This window comes from Cryobacterium gelidum (assembly GCF_004403985.1).
Taxonomy (GTDB): domain Bacteria; phylum Actinomycetota; class Actinomycetes; order Actinomycetales; family Microbacteriaceae; genus Cryobacterium; species Cryobacterium gelidum.
This window is the reverse complement of record NZ_SOHL01000027.1, coordinates 300,554-315,463: the sequence shown is the minus strand read 5'-3', so window position 1 is coordinate 315,463 and position 14,910 is coordinate 300,554. Positions and strand designations below refer to the sequence as shown.

The 14,910-nt window shown below is 65.7% G+C and carries 10 protein-coding genes; 7 read left to right on the top strand and 3 right to left on the bottom strand.

Annotated elements, in window-relative coordinates:
* The first annotated feature begins 129 nt into the window (after positions 1 to 129).
* From fdhA to fdhD, 3 genes are all read left to right on the top strand, one after another.
* Positions 130 to 1,347: a formaldehyde dehydrogenase, glutathione-independent gene (fdhA, locus tag E3T50_RS14565; RefSeq protein WP_134552871.1), complete on the top strand. Its 1,218-nt coding sequence runs from the start codon at positions 130 to 132 to the stop codon at positions 1,345 to 1,347.
* A 148-nt stretch (positions 1,348 to 1,495) separates the two neighbouring features.
* The gene (gene moaA / locus E3T50_RS14560; protein WP_134552869.1) at positions 1,496 to 2,614 is read left to right on the top strand and encodes a GTP 3',8-cyclase MoaA; all 1,119 of its coding nucleotides are present in this window, start codon (positions 1,496 to 1,498) and stop codon (positions 2,612 to 2,614) included.
* 49 nt (positions 2,615 to 2,663) lie between these two features.
* Positions 2,664 to 3,515 carry a formate dehydrogenase accessory sulfurtransferase FdhD gene (gene fdhD / locus E3T50_RS14555; RefSeq protein WP_134552867.1) on the top strand — a complete coding sequence of 284 codons (852 nt, stop codon included), beginning with the start codon at positions 2,664 to 2,666 and terminating at the stop codon, positions 3,513 to 3,515.
* 6 nt (positions 3,516 to 3,521) lie between these two features.
* Here fdhD and E3T50_RS14550 read toward each other — a convergent pair whose 3' ends face one another.
* A complete protein-coding gene (locus E3T50_RS14550) occupies positions 3,522 to 5,822 on the bottom strand; it encodes an FdhF/YdeP family oxidoreductase (RefSeq protein WP_134552865.1) in 2,301 nt (766 codons plus the stop codon).
* A 207-nt stretch (positions 5,823 to 6,029) separates the two neighbouring features.
* Here E3T50_RS14550 and E3T50_RS14545 point away from each other — a divergent pair, with 207 nt between their 5' ends.
* The 4 genes from E3T50_RS14545 to E3T50_RS14535 all read left to right on the top strand — a co-directional run bounded on the left by E3T50_RS14545 (position 6,030) and on the right by E3T50_RS14535 (position 11,378).
* Entirely contained in the window at positions 6,030 to 7,424 is a 1,395-nt protein-coding gene (locus E3T50_RS14545) for an OFA family MFS transporter (protein WP_134552863.1), read from the top strand.
* Positions 7,421 to 7,522 carry an MFS transporter small subunit gene (locus tag E3T50_RS17005; RefSeq protein WP_420898734.1) on the top strand — a complete coding sequence of 34 codons (102 nt, stop codon included), beginning with the start codon at positions 7,421 to 7,423 and terminating at the stop codon, positions 7,520 to 7,522. Before E3T50_RS14545 ends, E3T50_RS17005 begins: the two co-directional genes overlap by 4 nt.
* Positions 7,523 to 7,830: 308 nt before the next feature.
* Positions 7,831 to 10,068: a glycosyltransferase gene (locus E3T50_RS14540; protein ID WP_241990943.1), complete on the top strand. Its 2,238-nt coding sequence runs from the start codon at positions 7,831 to 7,833 to the stop codon at positions 10,066 to 10,068.
* Positions 10,065 to 11,378, top strand: a complete 1,314-nt coding sequence (locus E3T50_RS14535; protein ID WP_134552859.1) for a nucleotide disphospho-sugar-binding domain-containing protein — start codon at positions 10,065 to 10,067, stop codon at positions 11,376 to 11,378. The genes E3T50_RS14540 and E3T50_RS14535 overlap by 4 nt, the downstream gene beginning before the upstream one ends.
* A gap of 9 nt (positions 11,379 to 11,387) precedes the next feature.
* Here E3T50_RS14535 and E3T50_RS14530 read toward each other — a convergent pair whose 3' ends face one another.
* Together E3T50_RS14530 and E3T50_RS14525 are read right to left on the bottom strand one after the other, a co-directional pair.
* Entirely contained in the window at positions 11,388 to 11,978 is a 591-nt protein-coding gene (locus tag E3T50_RS14530; protein ID WP_241990942.1) for a nucleotidyltransferase family protein, read from the bottom strand.
* 69 nt (positions 11,979 to 12,047) lie between these two features.
* A complete protein-coding gene (locus E3T50_RS14525) occupies positions 12,048 to 14,879 on the bottom strand; it encodes a molybdopterin-dependent oxidoreductase (protein WP_134553079.1) in 2,832 nt (943 codons plus the stop codon).
* Positions 14,880 to 14,910: the final 31 nt, after the last annotated feature.

Here is a 14,910-nt window from a genome sequence, read left to right as displayed (position 1 = left end):
GGGAGTAGGCTGATTGTAATTTCTGAGATTCGTGGTGAGATGAGGGGCTGCCATCAGAATCGCAGCGCTCACCCAATGTGGAGAAGGTCGTCTGGCCTGCTCCGCGAAGAAAAACGAGAAAGGTAGTTCATGACGGGGAACAGAGCAGTTGCCTACAAAAGCCCGGGGGTCGTCGAGGTCATCGACATTGATTACCCGAGCTTCGAACTCAAAGACGGACCGGGCGTCAACCCGCAAAACGTCGGCCGCAAGGTGCCGCACGGTGTCATTCTCAGGACCGTGACGACCAATATCTGCGGCTCTGACCAGCACATGGTGCGCGGTCGTACCACCGCACCGAGCAACCTGGTGCTGGGTCACGAAATCACCGGCGAAGTGGTCGAAGTGGGCCCGGACGTCGAATTCATCAAGGTCGGCGACATCGTGTCGGTGCCGTTCAACATCAGTTGCGGCCGCTGTCGCAACTGCAAGGAACGCAAGACCGGCATTTGCCTCAACGTCAACCCGGACCGTCCGGGTAGTGCGTACGGCTATGTCGACATGGGCGGCTGGGTCGGCGGGCAGGCCGAATACGTGCTCGTTCCCTACGCCGACTGGAACCTGCTGAAGTTTCCCGATCGGGATCAGGCGCTCGAAAAGATCATGGATCTCACCATGCTCTCCGACATCTTCCCGACCGGGTTCCACGGGGCCTATTCGGCCGGTGCCGGTGTCGGATCGACCGTGTACGTGGCCGGAGCCGGCCCGGTAGGCCTTGCAGCGGCCGTCTCGGCGCAGCTGCTCGGCGCGGCCGTGGTCATTGTCGGCGACATGAACGAGGACCGTCTCGCGCAGGCCCGCAGCTTCGGCTGCGAGACGATCGACCTGTCCAAGGGCGAGCCGGGGGAGCAGATTGAGCAGATCCTCGGCGTTCCCGAGGTCGACGCCGGAGTCGACGCCGTCGGGTTCGAGGCGCGCGGCCACGGCAAGGACGCCGACCACGAGGCACCGGCAACCGTGCTCAACTCGCTCATGACGATCACCGCGGCCGGTGGTGCCCTCGGCATTCCGGGCCTCTACGTCACGGGTGACCCTGGCGCAGAGGACAAGGCCGCCCAGGTCGGTTCGCTGTCGATTCGGCTCGGTCTCGGCTGGGCCAAGTCGCTGTCCTTCACTACCGGCCAATGCCCGGTGATGAGGTACAACCGCCAGTTGATGATGGCGATCCTGCACGACAAGGTGCACATTGCCAAGGCCGTCAACGCCCAGGCCATCAGCCTCGAAGATGCGCCGCGCGGCTACGCCGAATTCGACGCCGGTGCGGCGACGAAGTACGTGCTGAACCCGAACGGCTACGTCAAGAGTTAACAGCGGCACTGCTCTACTGCACGAGGCAAGCGGATGGCCCGATCCGGGAACTCTCCCGGTTCGGGCCATTGTCGCGCCGGCATCAACATCTGCTCAGAACCGGTGTTCGCAGCACGCTCGGCAGGGGCATGAGGTTTAGGGTTGAAACATGACCCGCGTCAACCTTGCCGAACCAGTTCCGCGCTACTTTCGAGAGCAGGCAGACATTCCGGTGCGCCTGGAGGCCCCCACGGGTTCCGTGACCGACCGAATGAATCGACCGTTGCACGATCTGCGCCTCAGCGTCACCGACCGGTGCAACTTTCGCTGCGTGTACTGCATGCCTAAAGAGATTTTCGGCCGGGATTTCGCGTTCATGGAACACGACGAACTGCTCAGCTTCGAAGAACTGACCAGACTCGCGCGCATCGCCGTCGCCCACGGCGTCGAGAAGATACGACTGACCGGCGGGGAACCGCTGCTGCGCAAGGGCCTGGAAGAGCTCATTGCCCTGCTGGCCGAACTGCGCACGCCTGATGGGCGCGAAATCGATATCGCGCTCACCACGAACGGGTCGGCGCTGGCCGTGAAGGCGCAGGCGCTCAAGGACGCCGGCTTGAAGCGAGTGACCGTGTCGCTCGACTCACTCGACGACACGACGTTTCGCACCATGAACGACGTGAAGTTTCCGGTCGCCAAGGTGCTGCACGGCATCGACGTGGCCGAAGCCGCTGGTCTCGGTCCGATCAAGATCAACATGGTCGTGCAGCGCGGCAAGAACGACCAGGACATTGTTGCCATGGCGCGGCACTTCAAAGACACCCCCTACATCTTGCGGTTCATCGAATTCATGGACGTCGGCACGAGCAACGGCTGGGAGATGGGCGCGGTCGTGCCCTCCGCAGACGTCATCTCACGCATCCACGCCGAGTTGCCACTTACCGAGATCGCCCCGAACTACAGCGGCGAAACGTCCCGTCGCTGGCGCTACCAGGATGGTGGCGGCGAGATCGGCGTCATCTCCAGCGTGACCCAGTCGTTCTGCCAGACCTGCTCGCGCGCCCGCGTGTCGACCGACGGCAAACTCTTCACCTGCCTGTTCGCCACCGAGGGCCACGACCTGCGCGCGCTCATGCGCGGCGGCTGCTCCGACGCGGAGCTCTCCACCGTCATGGCGCACCTCTGGCGTGAGCGCACCGACCGCTATTCCCAGTTGCGTAGCGCCAAGACCAGCGAGCTGCGCGCATCCGGTGCCAAGAAAATCGAAATGTCCTACATCGGCGGTTAAACAGTAGCGCTGGAGTGCGGAAGCGGCACCAGCGTGGCAGACTTTCAGAATGAACAGAATTACCGCGCGACGTAAAATTACCCGAATCACCGTCGGCTCCCAGCCTCTGGCTGGCGAGGACCTGCTTGCGGTCGAAGAACCCCTGGAAATCCGGGTGAACGGCCGCCGGCTCGCCGTCACGATGCGCACCCCGGGCAATGACATCGATCTCGCGGCCGGGTTTCTGGTCTCGGAGGGCGTCATCACGCAGGGTGAGGACTTCAATTCGGCTCGCTACTGCGTCGGGGCCGTCGACGGAGTCAACACCTTCAATGTGTTGGACGTCACCCTCGGGGCCGGCGTTGCACCGCCGGCCCCCAGCCTCGAGCGCTCGCTCATCACCAACAGCTCCTGCGGGCTGTGCGGTAAGGAGAGCATCGACGCCGTGCGCACGAAATCAGCTTTCGTGATCGCGGATGACGCGGTGCGAGTAGATGCCGAGCGGCTCACGACCTTCCCCGAGCAACTGCGAGCCGGGCAGAACGTATTTGAAAAGACCGGCGGCATTCACGCGGCCGGCCTGTTCGATGCCGCCACCGGCGAACTGCTCGTGCTGCGCGAAGATGTCGGCCGGCACAATGCCGTCGACAAGGTGATCGGCTGGGCGGTCAAAGAGAACAGGCTGCCGCTGACCGGCACTGTTCTCATGGTGTCGAGCAGGGCAAGTTTCGAACTCACCCAGAAGGCCCTGATGGCAGGCATTCCGGTACTCGCCGCGGTCTCGGCGCCGTCATCGCTCGCCGCAGAGTTCGCCGCCGAGGTCGGCATGACCCTGATCGGCTTTCTCCGCGGCAAGTCCATGGTCGTCTACGCCGGCGGCGACCGAATCATCGACGCACACCGTGACGCGCAGGCCGCCTAGCTCAAACTAGGCGGCGGTGCCGGCCCGCACGAATCGCACGGTCATGGCCTTGTAGCCGGGGGTGTTCGATTCGCGGGCCACGAGCTCGCGGTGCATGAGCGCGTTCGCCTCCGGGAAATACGCGGCCGCGCATCCCTTCGGTGTGGGGTACACCACAAGGCGGAACGTGTCGGCACGGCGCTCCGCGCCCTGGAAGGTGCTGATCACGTCGACCATGTCGCGGTCGGCAAAGCCCAGCTCGGTGACGTCGTCTTCGTGGATGAGGATGACACGACGCGCGTTCTTGATGCCGCGGTACCGGTCATCGAGCCCATAAAACGTGGTGTTGTACTGATCGTGGCTGCGGATGGTCTGCAGGATCAGGTGCCCCTCCGGCGCCGACAGGTACTCAATCGGGCTCACCGTGAAGCGGGCCAGGCCGATGTCGGTGGCGAAGCTGCGCGTATCGCGCGGCGGGTTGGGCAGCACGAACCCGTTCTTCGTCTTGAGCCGAACGTTGAAATCATCAAAGCCGGGGACAACGCGGGAGATATGGTCGCGAATGACGTCGTACTCGTCGGCCATCGCCTTCCAGTCGACCGCATGGTCGTCGCCAAGCGTGGCATGTGCCATGCGGGCGATGATCACCGGTTCGGCCAGCAGGTGCTCCGACACCGGCTCGAGGCGCCCCTGCGTGGTGCGCACGACAGACATCGAGTCTTCCACCGAGAGCACCTGACGGCCAGACGGATGCTTGTCATCGGTGTCGGTGCGGCCGAGCGTCGGCAGAATGAGTGAGGTCACACCGTGCATCACGTGCGAACGATTGGGTTTGGTCGACACGTGCACCGTGAGTCCCACGCGCTGCATGGCTTTCTCGAGCAGGTCGGTGTCGGAGCAGGCGAGGGCGAAGTTGCCGCCCATCGATACGAACACGTCCACCCGGTCGTGCACGAAGGCGTCAACCGTGTCGACGGAGTCGAGGCCGTGCTCGCGAGGGGAGACGATGCCGAACTCGGCGTCGAGGGCGGCGAGCATGGCCTCCTTCGGCTTCTCCCACACGCCCATGGTGCGGTCGCCCTGCACGTTGGAGTGGCCGCGCACTGGGCAGGCGCCGGCGCCGGGCTTGCCGAAGTTGCCCTGCAGGAGCAGTAGGTTGATGATCTCCTTGAGGGTATTGACCGAGTGTGGCTGCTGGGTGAGTCCGAGCGCCCAGCAGATGATGGTGGCCTTGCTCGCGATGAGGAGCTGCGCCACGGCCTCGATCTGGGCCCGGTCGAGGCCGGTGGCCTTCTTCGTCTCGTTCCAGTCGATCACCGAACGCGCCGCGCGGTAGGCATCGATTCCATCGGTGTTCGCGGCGACGAACTCGCTGTCGATGACCGACCCTGGTACGCGCGCTTCTTCTTCGAGCAGCAGGTGGCCGAGTGCCTGGAACAGGGCCAGGTCGCCTCCGACCTTGATCTGCAGAAACTCGTCGGCCAGGTTGGTGCCTTTGCCGATGACACCCTTCGCGGTCTGCGGGTCCATGAAATTGAACAACCCGGCTTCGGGCAGCGGGTTGACGGCCACAATCTTGCCGCCGTTGTCCTTGCATTCGGCCAACGCCGACAGCATGCGCGGGTGGTTGGTGCCCGGGTTCTGGCCGACGACCAGGATGAGTTCGGCCCGGTGGATGTCCTCGAGCGAGACCGTGCCTTTGCCGATGCCGATCGTGGGGTTGAGCGCCGAGCCCGACGACTCGTGGCACATGTTCGAGCAGTCCGGCAGGTTATTGGTTCCGATGGACCGTGCGAACAATTGGTACATGAACGCCGACTCGTTGGCGGTGCGGCCGGACGTGTAGAAGACGGTGCGGTCCGGCACGCTAGCGCGAATCTGCTCACCGATGAGTTCGAAGGCGTCATCCCACGAGATCTGCGAGTAGTGCGTGTCGCCCGGGCGAATCACGACGGGGTGCGTGATGCGGCCCTGGTTTCCGAGCCAGTATTCGGTTTTAGTCGCGAGTTCCTCGATGGAGTGCTCGGCCCAGAACGCCGGTGTCACCGTACGCAGGGTGCTCTCCTCGGCGACGGCCTTCGCGCCGTTTTCGCAGAATTCTGCGGTCTTGCGGTGCCCCTGGGACTCCGGCCATGCGCATCCGGGGCAGTCAGTGCCGTCGCGCTGGTTGAGCCGCAGCAGGGAACGCGCGGTGCGGGCAATGCCGGCCTGCGCGATGCCCCGATCCAGTGCCACGATAACGGCTTCGACGCCCGCAGCGTGGGTCTTGGGCGGGGTCACGACCAAATTATCTTCGTTGATGTCGTCGATCGGAGCTGAACGTGTCATACATCTATCCTGCCTTGCCAGCGAGGGGAAATACCCCCGATCCGCGAAATGGGTAGAGATTTCGACGACAATTTGTTCGATACGTTCGTATAGTCTTCTTATCCGCAGATATTGCAGACCCCGTCGCGTAGTATTTTCACGGTCACCGTTGGCACGCTGACGCGCACAACAAAGTCGTTATTCGCCCTCCGCAGCAAGGACACCCCCATGAGTTGGCTCGATCGAGACCACACCATCGCCCCGCCAGGATTCAATCGCTGGCTCATTCCGCCGGCCGCACTCGCCGTTCACCTCTGTATCGGCCAGGCCTATGCCACAAGCGTCTACAAGACGGCGCTGGTGGCGCACTTCGACGCCAGCCTGGTTCAGATCGGGGTGATCTTCTCGATCGCCATCGTGATGCTCGGTCTGTCTGCGGCAGTCATGGGCACCTGGGTCGACACGAACGGGCCGCGCAAAGCAATGTTCGTCGCTGCTCTGTTCTGGTCGGGAGGATTCCTCGTCGGTTCGCTCGGAATCTTCACGAATCAGCTCTGGCTGGTGTACGTCGGCTACGGCGTCATCGGCGGTATCGGGCTGGGTATCGGCTATATTTCGCCGGTCTCCACGCTCATCAAGTGGTTCCCGGACCGCCCGGGCCTCGCGACCGGCATGGCGATCATGGGCTTCGGAGGCGGAGCGCTCATCGCCAGCCCGGTCTCGACGGCGCTGCTCGGCATCTATGACCCCAACTCCGGGGCAGAGAACTGGGTGGCCAGCGGTGATGCCGTGGGTAAACTCTTCCTCACCCTGGCCGTGGTCTACCTCGCGTACATGATGTTTGGCGCGTTCACGATCAAGGTTCCGGCCGCTGATTGGGTGCCGGCCGGATTTGATCCGTCGAAGGTGCGTACCAAGGCCCTGGTCACGAGTAACCATGTCTCGGCCAAGAATGCCATTCGAACCCGCCAATTCTGGCTGCTCTGGACCGTGTTGTTTTGCAACGTCACGGCCGGCATCGGCATTCTCGAACAGGCTGCACCGATGATCCAGGACTTCTTCCGGCAGAACGACGGCAACTCACTGGTCTCGGCGACCGTTGCCGGCGGTTTTGTCGGCTTGTTGTCACTGGCCAACATGGGTGGACGTTTCGCCTGGTCGGCTACCTCGGACAAGACCGGGCGTAAGAACATCTACATGGTCTACCTCGGCGTCGGTACGGTGTTGTACCTGCTGCTGGCCCTCGTTGGATCGAGCACGACAGCGCTCTATGTTGTTCTGGCTTTCATCATCATCTCGTTCTACGGTGGCGGTTTCGCGACCGTACCGGCCTACCTGCGCGACCTGTTCGGAACCTTCCAGGTGGGGGCTATCCACGGCCGGCTGCTGACGGCTTGGTCGGCGGCCGGTATCGCCGGGCCCCTCATCGTGAATTCGTTCCTGGACGCGCAGGGGGCTCCGGGTGAGTTGACCGCTGCGGCCTATCAGCCGGCCCTGCTCACCATGGTCGGGCTGCTCGTCGTCGGCTTTGTCGCGAACCTTTTCGTGCGACCGGTTGATGCCGATTATCACGAACCAGAAAAGCCGCGTGTCGGCCTAACAGTGGGGGAGGCACGCGCATGAAGGCTGTCCGCATCATCGGAGCCTGGGCGTTGGTGGGTATTCCACTGGCCTTCGGTGTTTATCAAACCCTCGCGAAGGTAACGGCGCTGTTCGGCTAAGCCCAACGGCCCGAAACTAAAAGAATAGAGTCACGCTCCAGTCACTGGGGCGTGGCTCTATTTTTGTATCTCCGTGTGGTGCCGATGACGGAATCTCCCAGCTTGGAGGCTGCCAGTCATGCAATGATGGCAAATGGTAATGGCTAGCTAGGTTAGCTACTTCTGGTCCAGGCGCAGTTTGTGTGCAAGATTTGAGATTTCTACATTTCTTTCCCGGCGTGGATCGACCGAGATCAACCCAAGTTCACTCGCGGCGTGCCGGATCACCGCGATCGATCCGCGGAGACTTCCGCGGGGAGGAGATGCCCGTGGCTACCCACACCGCTCTGGACGCGCAGCGTGCCGCTGCCACTATTCTCGAAGGCATTCGCCGGGCCGACGATCTCACGGTCGCGGCCGCTCGCGACGGTGGGGCTCGGGCCGTGCGACTGCTGGCCCAGGCGGCGACCGACCCGAGCGACCAACTCACTGCCATCGCGGCGGTGCATGCCCTCGCCCAAATCTTCGACAATTCTGCCGACGACGTTCTCGTTGTCCTGTTGCACCACGACTCGGCGTTTTTGCGCGAGCACGCGGCCTGGGCGCTCGGTACCCGGCTGCCACGCTACGACGCCATAGCAGGCCTAGTGACGCTCGTTCGCGGAGGCGGTTTCACCGGAATGCTTGCCCAGCGCACCCTGGGACAGTGGGGCTCCTCGGCCGCTTCTCAAATCGGATTGTTCCTCGAGGGCGCTCTTCTGGGCATCAGCGAGGCGCCCGCCCGCGCCCGACTGGTCGAGACCATCGGCCTCATTCCCGGCCGGGTCCCGGAACGTCTGCTACGACGCGTAGCCACCGACAACACCGAGAATCTGCACGCCCGCGTCGCTGCCATCGCGGCATTGGGTGACCGCGCCCCGAGCACAGCCGTGGTGTCACTGTTGCGTGTGCTCTCAGAAACGGATGCCCGCTCTCCTGACAACGAGGCAAGCGACCTCGCCGCCGTCGCGCGCCTGGCCCTGTTCGACCTGACGGCGACGACCGCTTCCGGGGAGACGTGGAATCAGGGCACGACGGTTGCCCAGTTATTCCTGCACGCCGACATCGACGGTGAGCTCTCCCAGGTGGGTGCCGGGGACAACGGCGGCATCGCGACCCTGCTCGTCAGGCTCGGTGATGCTCTTGTTGCCGGCTCCGCTGGGGAAAACCGGGTGATCACCATTTCGCGCGGAACGCCCGAATCGGCCCTAAACGGTCTAGCCGGTGTTGGTTCGACGCCAGCGCATTCCTTCGCAACGGTGCCATTCGTGGGCGGCGCAGTACCGTCGATCGACGCGTGGCCGCGTCGGGTCGCGGCCGAACGTGGTATTCGCCGCATTCTGCGCTCGGCCGGCGAGGTCGACGCGATCCACCTGCGCATGGCCGATGTCGGCAGCCTTGCCGCGGCGACGGTGGCTCGCGACTTGGATATTCCGGTGGTATTCACCGTGGCGCCCGACCCGCACGGCGTGATCGATTCGCTCGAATCGAGCGGCGCTCTCACCCGGGCCAACTTCGGCGCCGTCGATGCGGTCGAACATTTCTGGTTTCGCGCCCGTCTCGTACAGCGCCTCGCCGCCGATGCCGCCCACACCGTGCTGTTTCCGCGACCGCAACTGCAGCAAGATATTGAGCGGCTGATCGGCATCGACGTCGGAGCGCACCCTGAGCGGCATTCCGTCATTCCCGAAGGCATCGACCTCGCAGTGATCGACCGGTCCCGCACCGATGCGCTCGGATCGCTCGGACTGACCGGCGGGAGCCTGCTGGTCGGCACTGACGCCCACGCCCGGACCGCGCTGGAACCTGCCGCCGTGGCGTTCGACCAGCTCGACACCCTGCTCCGCACCCTCCCGCTCCTGCGACGCGGCCTGCCGCTGCTGGTCAGCGTCGGTCGTCTGCACCGCGTCAAGGGCATGGCCGCCCTGGTCGCGGCGTGGAACACCGATCTGGCACTGCAGGCTCGCTGCAATCTGCTGATCGTGGGCGGCGACCTGGAACATCCGTCGTTCGATGAAGCTAGCGAGTTGCAGAGCATGGCCAGCACCGTGGCTGGAGGTGCTCTCGCCGATTCCGCTGCCCATGGCTTGCTGCTGGCCGGACATCGTGCCAATGACACCGTCGCTCGCTGGCTCGCCGCGGTCCGTTACGGTCGGCCGGGCCTTGCGGCCCCGTTCGGCGTGTATGTCTGCGCGAGTATGAAAGAAGAGTTCGGAATTGCGCTGCTCGAGGCGATGGCTACGGGGCTCACCGTGGTCGCCCCCAATGGCGGCGGACCGGCGACGTACATCGAGCAGGGCGTGACGGGCGTTCTGGTCGACACCGGAGACAGTTCTGCACTGACTCGTGGCATCACGCACGCTTTCGCCCTGGCAGCCGGGGTGCACGGCGGGGAAAACGCCGCGCGGGCTCGCGCCATGGTCGCCGCCGATTTCACGACCGAGGCAATGGCCAGCACCCTCTCGGTGGTGTACCACGACGTCGCCGCGGCGATCGACCCGGTTTCCTGGGAATTGAGCGTCTCATGACCCTGCTGATCATCAGCCCGGACTACGCCTCGCACCTGTATCCGCTCGCCACGCTCGGTACCGCCTGGGCAGAAGCCGGGGAACGCGTGGTGGTCGCGAGCGGACCGGCCACGGCCGATATCGTTGCCGCGTTCGGGTTCGAACGGGAAAATCTGCAACTGGGCCGCGGCTCCAACCCCGGCACCATCCGGGTCGAGCAGCAGCCTGCGGGTGAAGACGTCGCCCTGCGCGGCTTCTTCAATGCGACCCGCCGTGGCATGGTCGACACCCTGCGGTTTCAAGCCGAGGCGCGCAGCAGTGATCTGCTCTTCAACCCGGTCCAGGTCGCCCGCGAGGTGCAGCGCATCGTCGCCCGGGTGCGTCCAGACCAGGTGATCGTCGACCACCTGGCCTTCAGCGCCCGGCTCGGGCTGCTCACGGCGGGCGTCGCGCACGCCGACGTGGTGCTCGGGCATCCGTCGGCGCTGCCGGTGGGCGTAGAGGTCTATGGCTATCCGCCGGCCTGGCCCGCCGTGTTCACGCCCGAAGTTGCCGAGCTGGCCCTGCTCGAGCTGCAGTGCGAGGCTGTGCGCGATGCGTTCACCGCCCAGTGGAACGACACCCTGCTGGAGCTCGACCCGGCAGCGGTGCCGAGCCGGGACGCCTTCCAGGAGTGCGGCGACGTGCTGCTACTCAACTACCCGGCCGAACTGCACGCTCTGGCGCGCACGACTGCGCTGCCGCCACACGTGTTTCTCGGGTCTGCCGTGCGGTCCGAGGTCGTCGACCCCGAGGTTGAGGCGTGGCTGGATCAGGATTCCCTGCCCGTGGTGTACGTCAGCTTCGGAAGTTTTCTGTCGGTGCGCGGCGATGTGCTCGCACGCGTTACCGCAGCTCTGAAGGACCTGCCGGTGCGGGTCGCCGTCGCTGTCGGGGCGACGGACCGCGGTGAACTCGGGCGCATTCCTGACTCCTGGCTGGTGCGCGCTTTTCTTCCGCAGGTGCGCCTCCTGCAGGAAGCCGTGCTCGCCGTGACCCACGGCGGCAACAATTCAGTGACGGAGGCGATGACTGCCGGGGTGCCGCTGGTCGTGCTTCCGTTCTCGACCGACCAGTTCGCCGGCGCGGCCGCCCTCGATGCGGCGGGGTTCGGCACCTCATTGCCACCCAATACCGCCACGATCCTCGATCTACGGGGCGCTTGTGAGCGGATGCTGCGCCTCGCCGGCGACCCGCGAGCGCGCCTCGAGGCGCTGTCGGTGTTGCTCACCCTGCAGTCTGGAGCGTCGCGTGCCCATGCGGCGCTCACCAAGGTGCCGTCTCGGGCTTAGGTTCCCTGGTCAGTCTGGCCGGTCGACGTCAACCCCGGTGCCGAGGTCGCCACACTCGACCGCCCGGGCCGTGTGTGCCTTCAGGTACGCACCGGCGCCGGAATCACCGGCTGCAATTGCGATGAGCGGCGCCCAGTGCGCCCGGCCGATCACGACAGGGTGGCCCGGTTGGCCGAAAAACCGCGCTTGGCGCAAGACGCCTGGCTGGCTGTTCGTGCCGATCACCCGGGTGACCGTTGCCGCGTTCAGGTCGGGCACGTCCACCGGAATGACCGCCACGGCCGTGATATCGGGTTGATCGAGGGCGCAGCGCAGACCGGTACGCAGGGAGGCGGAGAGGCCGTCGGCCCAGTCGACAGCCTGCACCACCAGAACGGATGCCGCCGGTGGGAGCAGGGCCGCGGCCTCGGCCCCGCGCGCGCCCAGCACGACGATCACGGGGAAGCATCCGGCCGTTGTCAGTACCTCGACGGCGTGCTGAAGCCAGGATCGCCCGGCTGCGTCGCGCACGAGTGCCTTGGGCTGGCCGAAGCGCGAACCAGCCCCGGCGGCGAGCACGAGCCCGGCGACACCGCTGGGCGGGGACGGCGGCATCTGCATGCTTGCCATCGTAGGGTTTTCGGGCCGTCACCGGGCGGAGGTCGGGAACCTGGGGAGCCAGGCTGCCGCTCAGCCGTGCAACAGCCGCCAGATGCGGTCTGGGGACATGGGCAGTTCCGTGGGACGGATGCCGATAGCGTCGCGGATCGCATTGGCCAGCGCCGGCGCGACCGGGTTGTAGGTCGATTCGCTCATCGACTTGGCACCGTATGGCCCGAGCACGTCGTGGCTCTGTGCAAAGTACACCTCGGTGACCGGCAGATCCACGAGCTGGGGCACGTGGTAGTTGCGCAGCACCCGTGTCGTCACGGCTCCAGCACCGTCGAGCACGACCTCCTCGAACAGGGCGGTACCGAGCGCCTGCGCGACGCCGCCCTCGATCTGCCCGCGGCACTGCTCAGGGTTCACGACGAAGCCGGCATCGGCGGCTTGAACGGATTGCAGAATGCGCACCTCGCCGGTCGCGGTGTTCACGGCCACCCGAAACGCGTGCACGTTGAAGGCGAGGGAGCGCAGCGCCCCGTCTTCGCGGCGCACGGCGGTCAGGCCGACGTCGTTCGCAGTGGCCCAGTGCATCAGGGTATCAAGCGAGACCAGTTCGGACTCTGACTCCACGGCGCGCAGCCCGTCGTGCTCGAGCTGCCAGGTCCCGGTATCGGTTCCTCTGGTCAAGCCGTGTCCGCTCCACGCCGACGCGACTTCGACGAGCGTTTCGGCCAGCGCGGTCGCCGCGGCGAGCACGGCCTTGCCGGCCACGACGACACCGGCCGAGCCGAACGCGCCGGAGTCGTAGCCGGCGGAATCCGTATCGGAGTGCAGCAGATCGATGCGGTCTACAGACGTGTGCAGCGCCGTCGCGGCGATCTGGGCGTGCACGGTCGTGGTGCCGTTGCCGAACTCGGTGGTGCCGACCCGCACCAGATAGCGGCCGCCCGCCACGAGCTGAACGGATGCCTGCGAGCGGTGCCCGCGCGGCGGCGTGGTGGCGATCATCGACGACGCCATGCCGGTGCCGACCCGCCACTGCAGCCCCACCGGGACGACGGCCCGATTGCCGCGTTTCAGTGCCGCTTCGGCGAGGTCGAGGCACTGGTCGAGGCCGTAGCTGCCGAAGATGAGGTCGGGGCCTTCCTCGTGGGTGACCACGAGCGGGTCACCCGGCCGCACCGAGTTCAGTCGGCGCAGCTCAAACGGATCCACGCCGAGTTCGCGGGCCAGTTCGTCGAGCGCGCATTCGATCGCGAAGATGACCTGGCCGAGGCCGTAGCCGCGGAAGGCACCCGACGGGGGATTGTTGGTGTACACACTCTGCGCATCCACTCTTTTGTTGGGCACGTTGTAGAGCGCGACGGATTCACTCGTACCGTGGAACATCACGCCGGGCGCGTGGTTGCCATACGCGCCGGTGTCGGCGAGCACGCCCAGTTTCAGGGCGGTGAGGCGGCCGTCGCCCTGGGCTCCGACGGTCACATCGATCGTCATCGGATGCCGTACCGGCGTGATGGTGAACTCGTCGGTGCGGGTGAATTCGTATTGCACCGGGCGCCCGGTGCTGAGCACGGCGAGGGTGACCAGGTCTTCGGTGAGCAGCTCCTGCTTGCCCCCGAAGCCGCCGCCGACCCGCGCGGTGAACACGCGCACTCCGGCCGGGTCGAGGTCGAACAGGCGGCAGATCTCCTTCTGCACCAGGAATGGAACCTGCGAGCTCGTGCGCAATACCAGCCGGTCGCCGGAGAGCCAGCCCATCGTGGCGTGGGTTTCGAGGTGGGTATGGGCGATCCGCTGGGTCTGCCAGCGACCGGAGACGATGGTGGTCGCCATCTCGAGGCCCTCGTCGACGGAGCCGAATTCGCCGTGCAACTCGGCCACGAGGTTGCGGGTCGGATCGGCCAGGCGGGAGACGACCGGGTCCTTGTCGCCGTGCACGAGCGGCGCGCCGGGCGCGCCGGCCAGTCGAGGATCGAACACGGCGTCCCGCAACTCGTATTCGACGTCAATGAGCCGGCAGGCCGCCTCGGCGATCGCCACCGAATCGGCCACGACCGCCGCCACCCGCTGCCCGCGAAAGCGCAGGGTCTGGTCAAAAACCAGGGTGTCGTCGGGGTCGTCGAAGCGGCTCTCGTGCCGCGCCGTCGAAAACAGGGTCGTGGGGGAGTCGGCGTGGGTGAACACACGGTGCACGCCCGGTAGCGCGGCAGCCTTCGCCACATTCAGAGAGCGGATGCGTGCGTGGGCGTGCGGACTCCCCAGCACGGCCAGGTGCAGCAGACCGGGGATGGCCACATCGAGTGTGTACGGTTCCAGGCCGCTCACCACGCGCTCCCCGGCGATCGCGCCGGGGGAGGTCCCGACCAGACCGGCGCCCCGAGCACCCCGGGTGCGTCCGGTCGCCCGCACCGGTCCAAGGCTCGACGCCTCGGCGTGCTCGTGCCCAGGCGCGGTGTGGCAGGACCCGTCCGGCGGGGTGTGCTGGCCGACGATCGAATCGGAGATCGAGCGGTAGCCGGTGCACCGGCACAGGTTTCCCTTCAACAGTCGGGGCAGGTCGTCGACGCCCAGGGCGGCATCCGCTTCGATGGCGGCGGCGGTGACGATCATGCCCGGAGTGCAGAAGCCACACTGAAAGCCGGAAGCGTCGACGAAGCGCTGCTGTATCGGGGCCAGGTTGCCGGGCTGGCCGAGACCGGCCGCCGTCGTGATCTGCTTGCCGACTGCCCGGTGCGCCGGGTAGATGCAGGAATGCACGGGCGTGCCGTCGATCTGCACCGTGCAGGCGCCGCAATCGCCGGTGTCGCACCCCTTCTTCACCTCGAAGTGCTCGTGCTCGCGCAGCAGGGTGCGCAGGCACTGGCCGGGAGCCGGCGTCGCCTCGACCCGGGTGCCATTGACCTCAAAGGTCATGGCGCCGGTCTCTTCGATTTTCGCCTGTTCC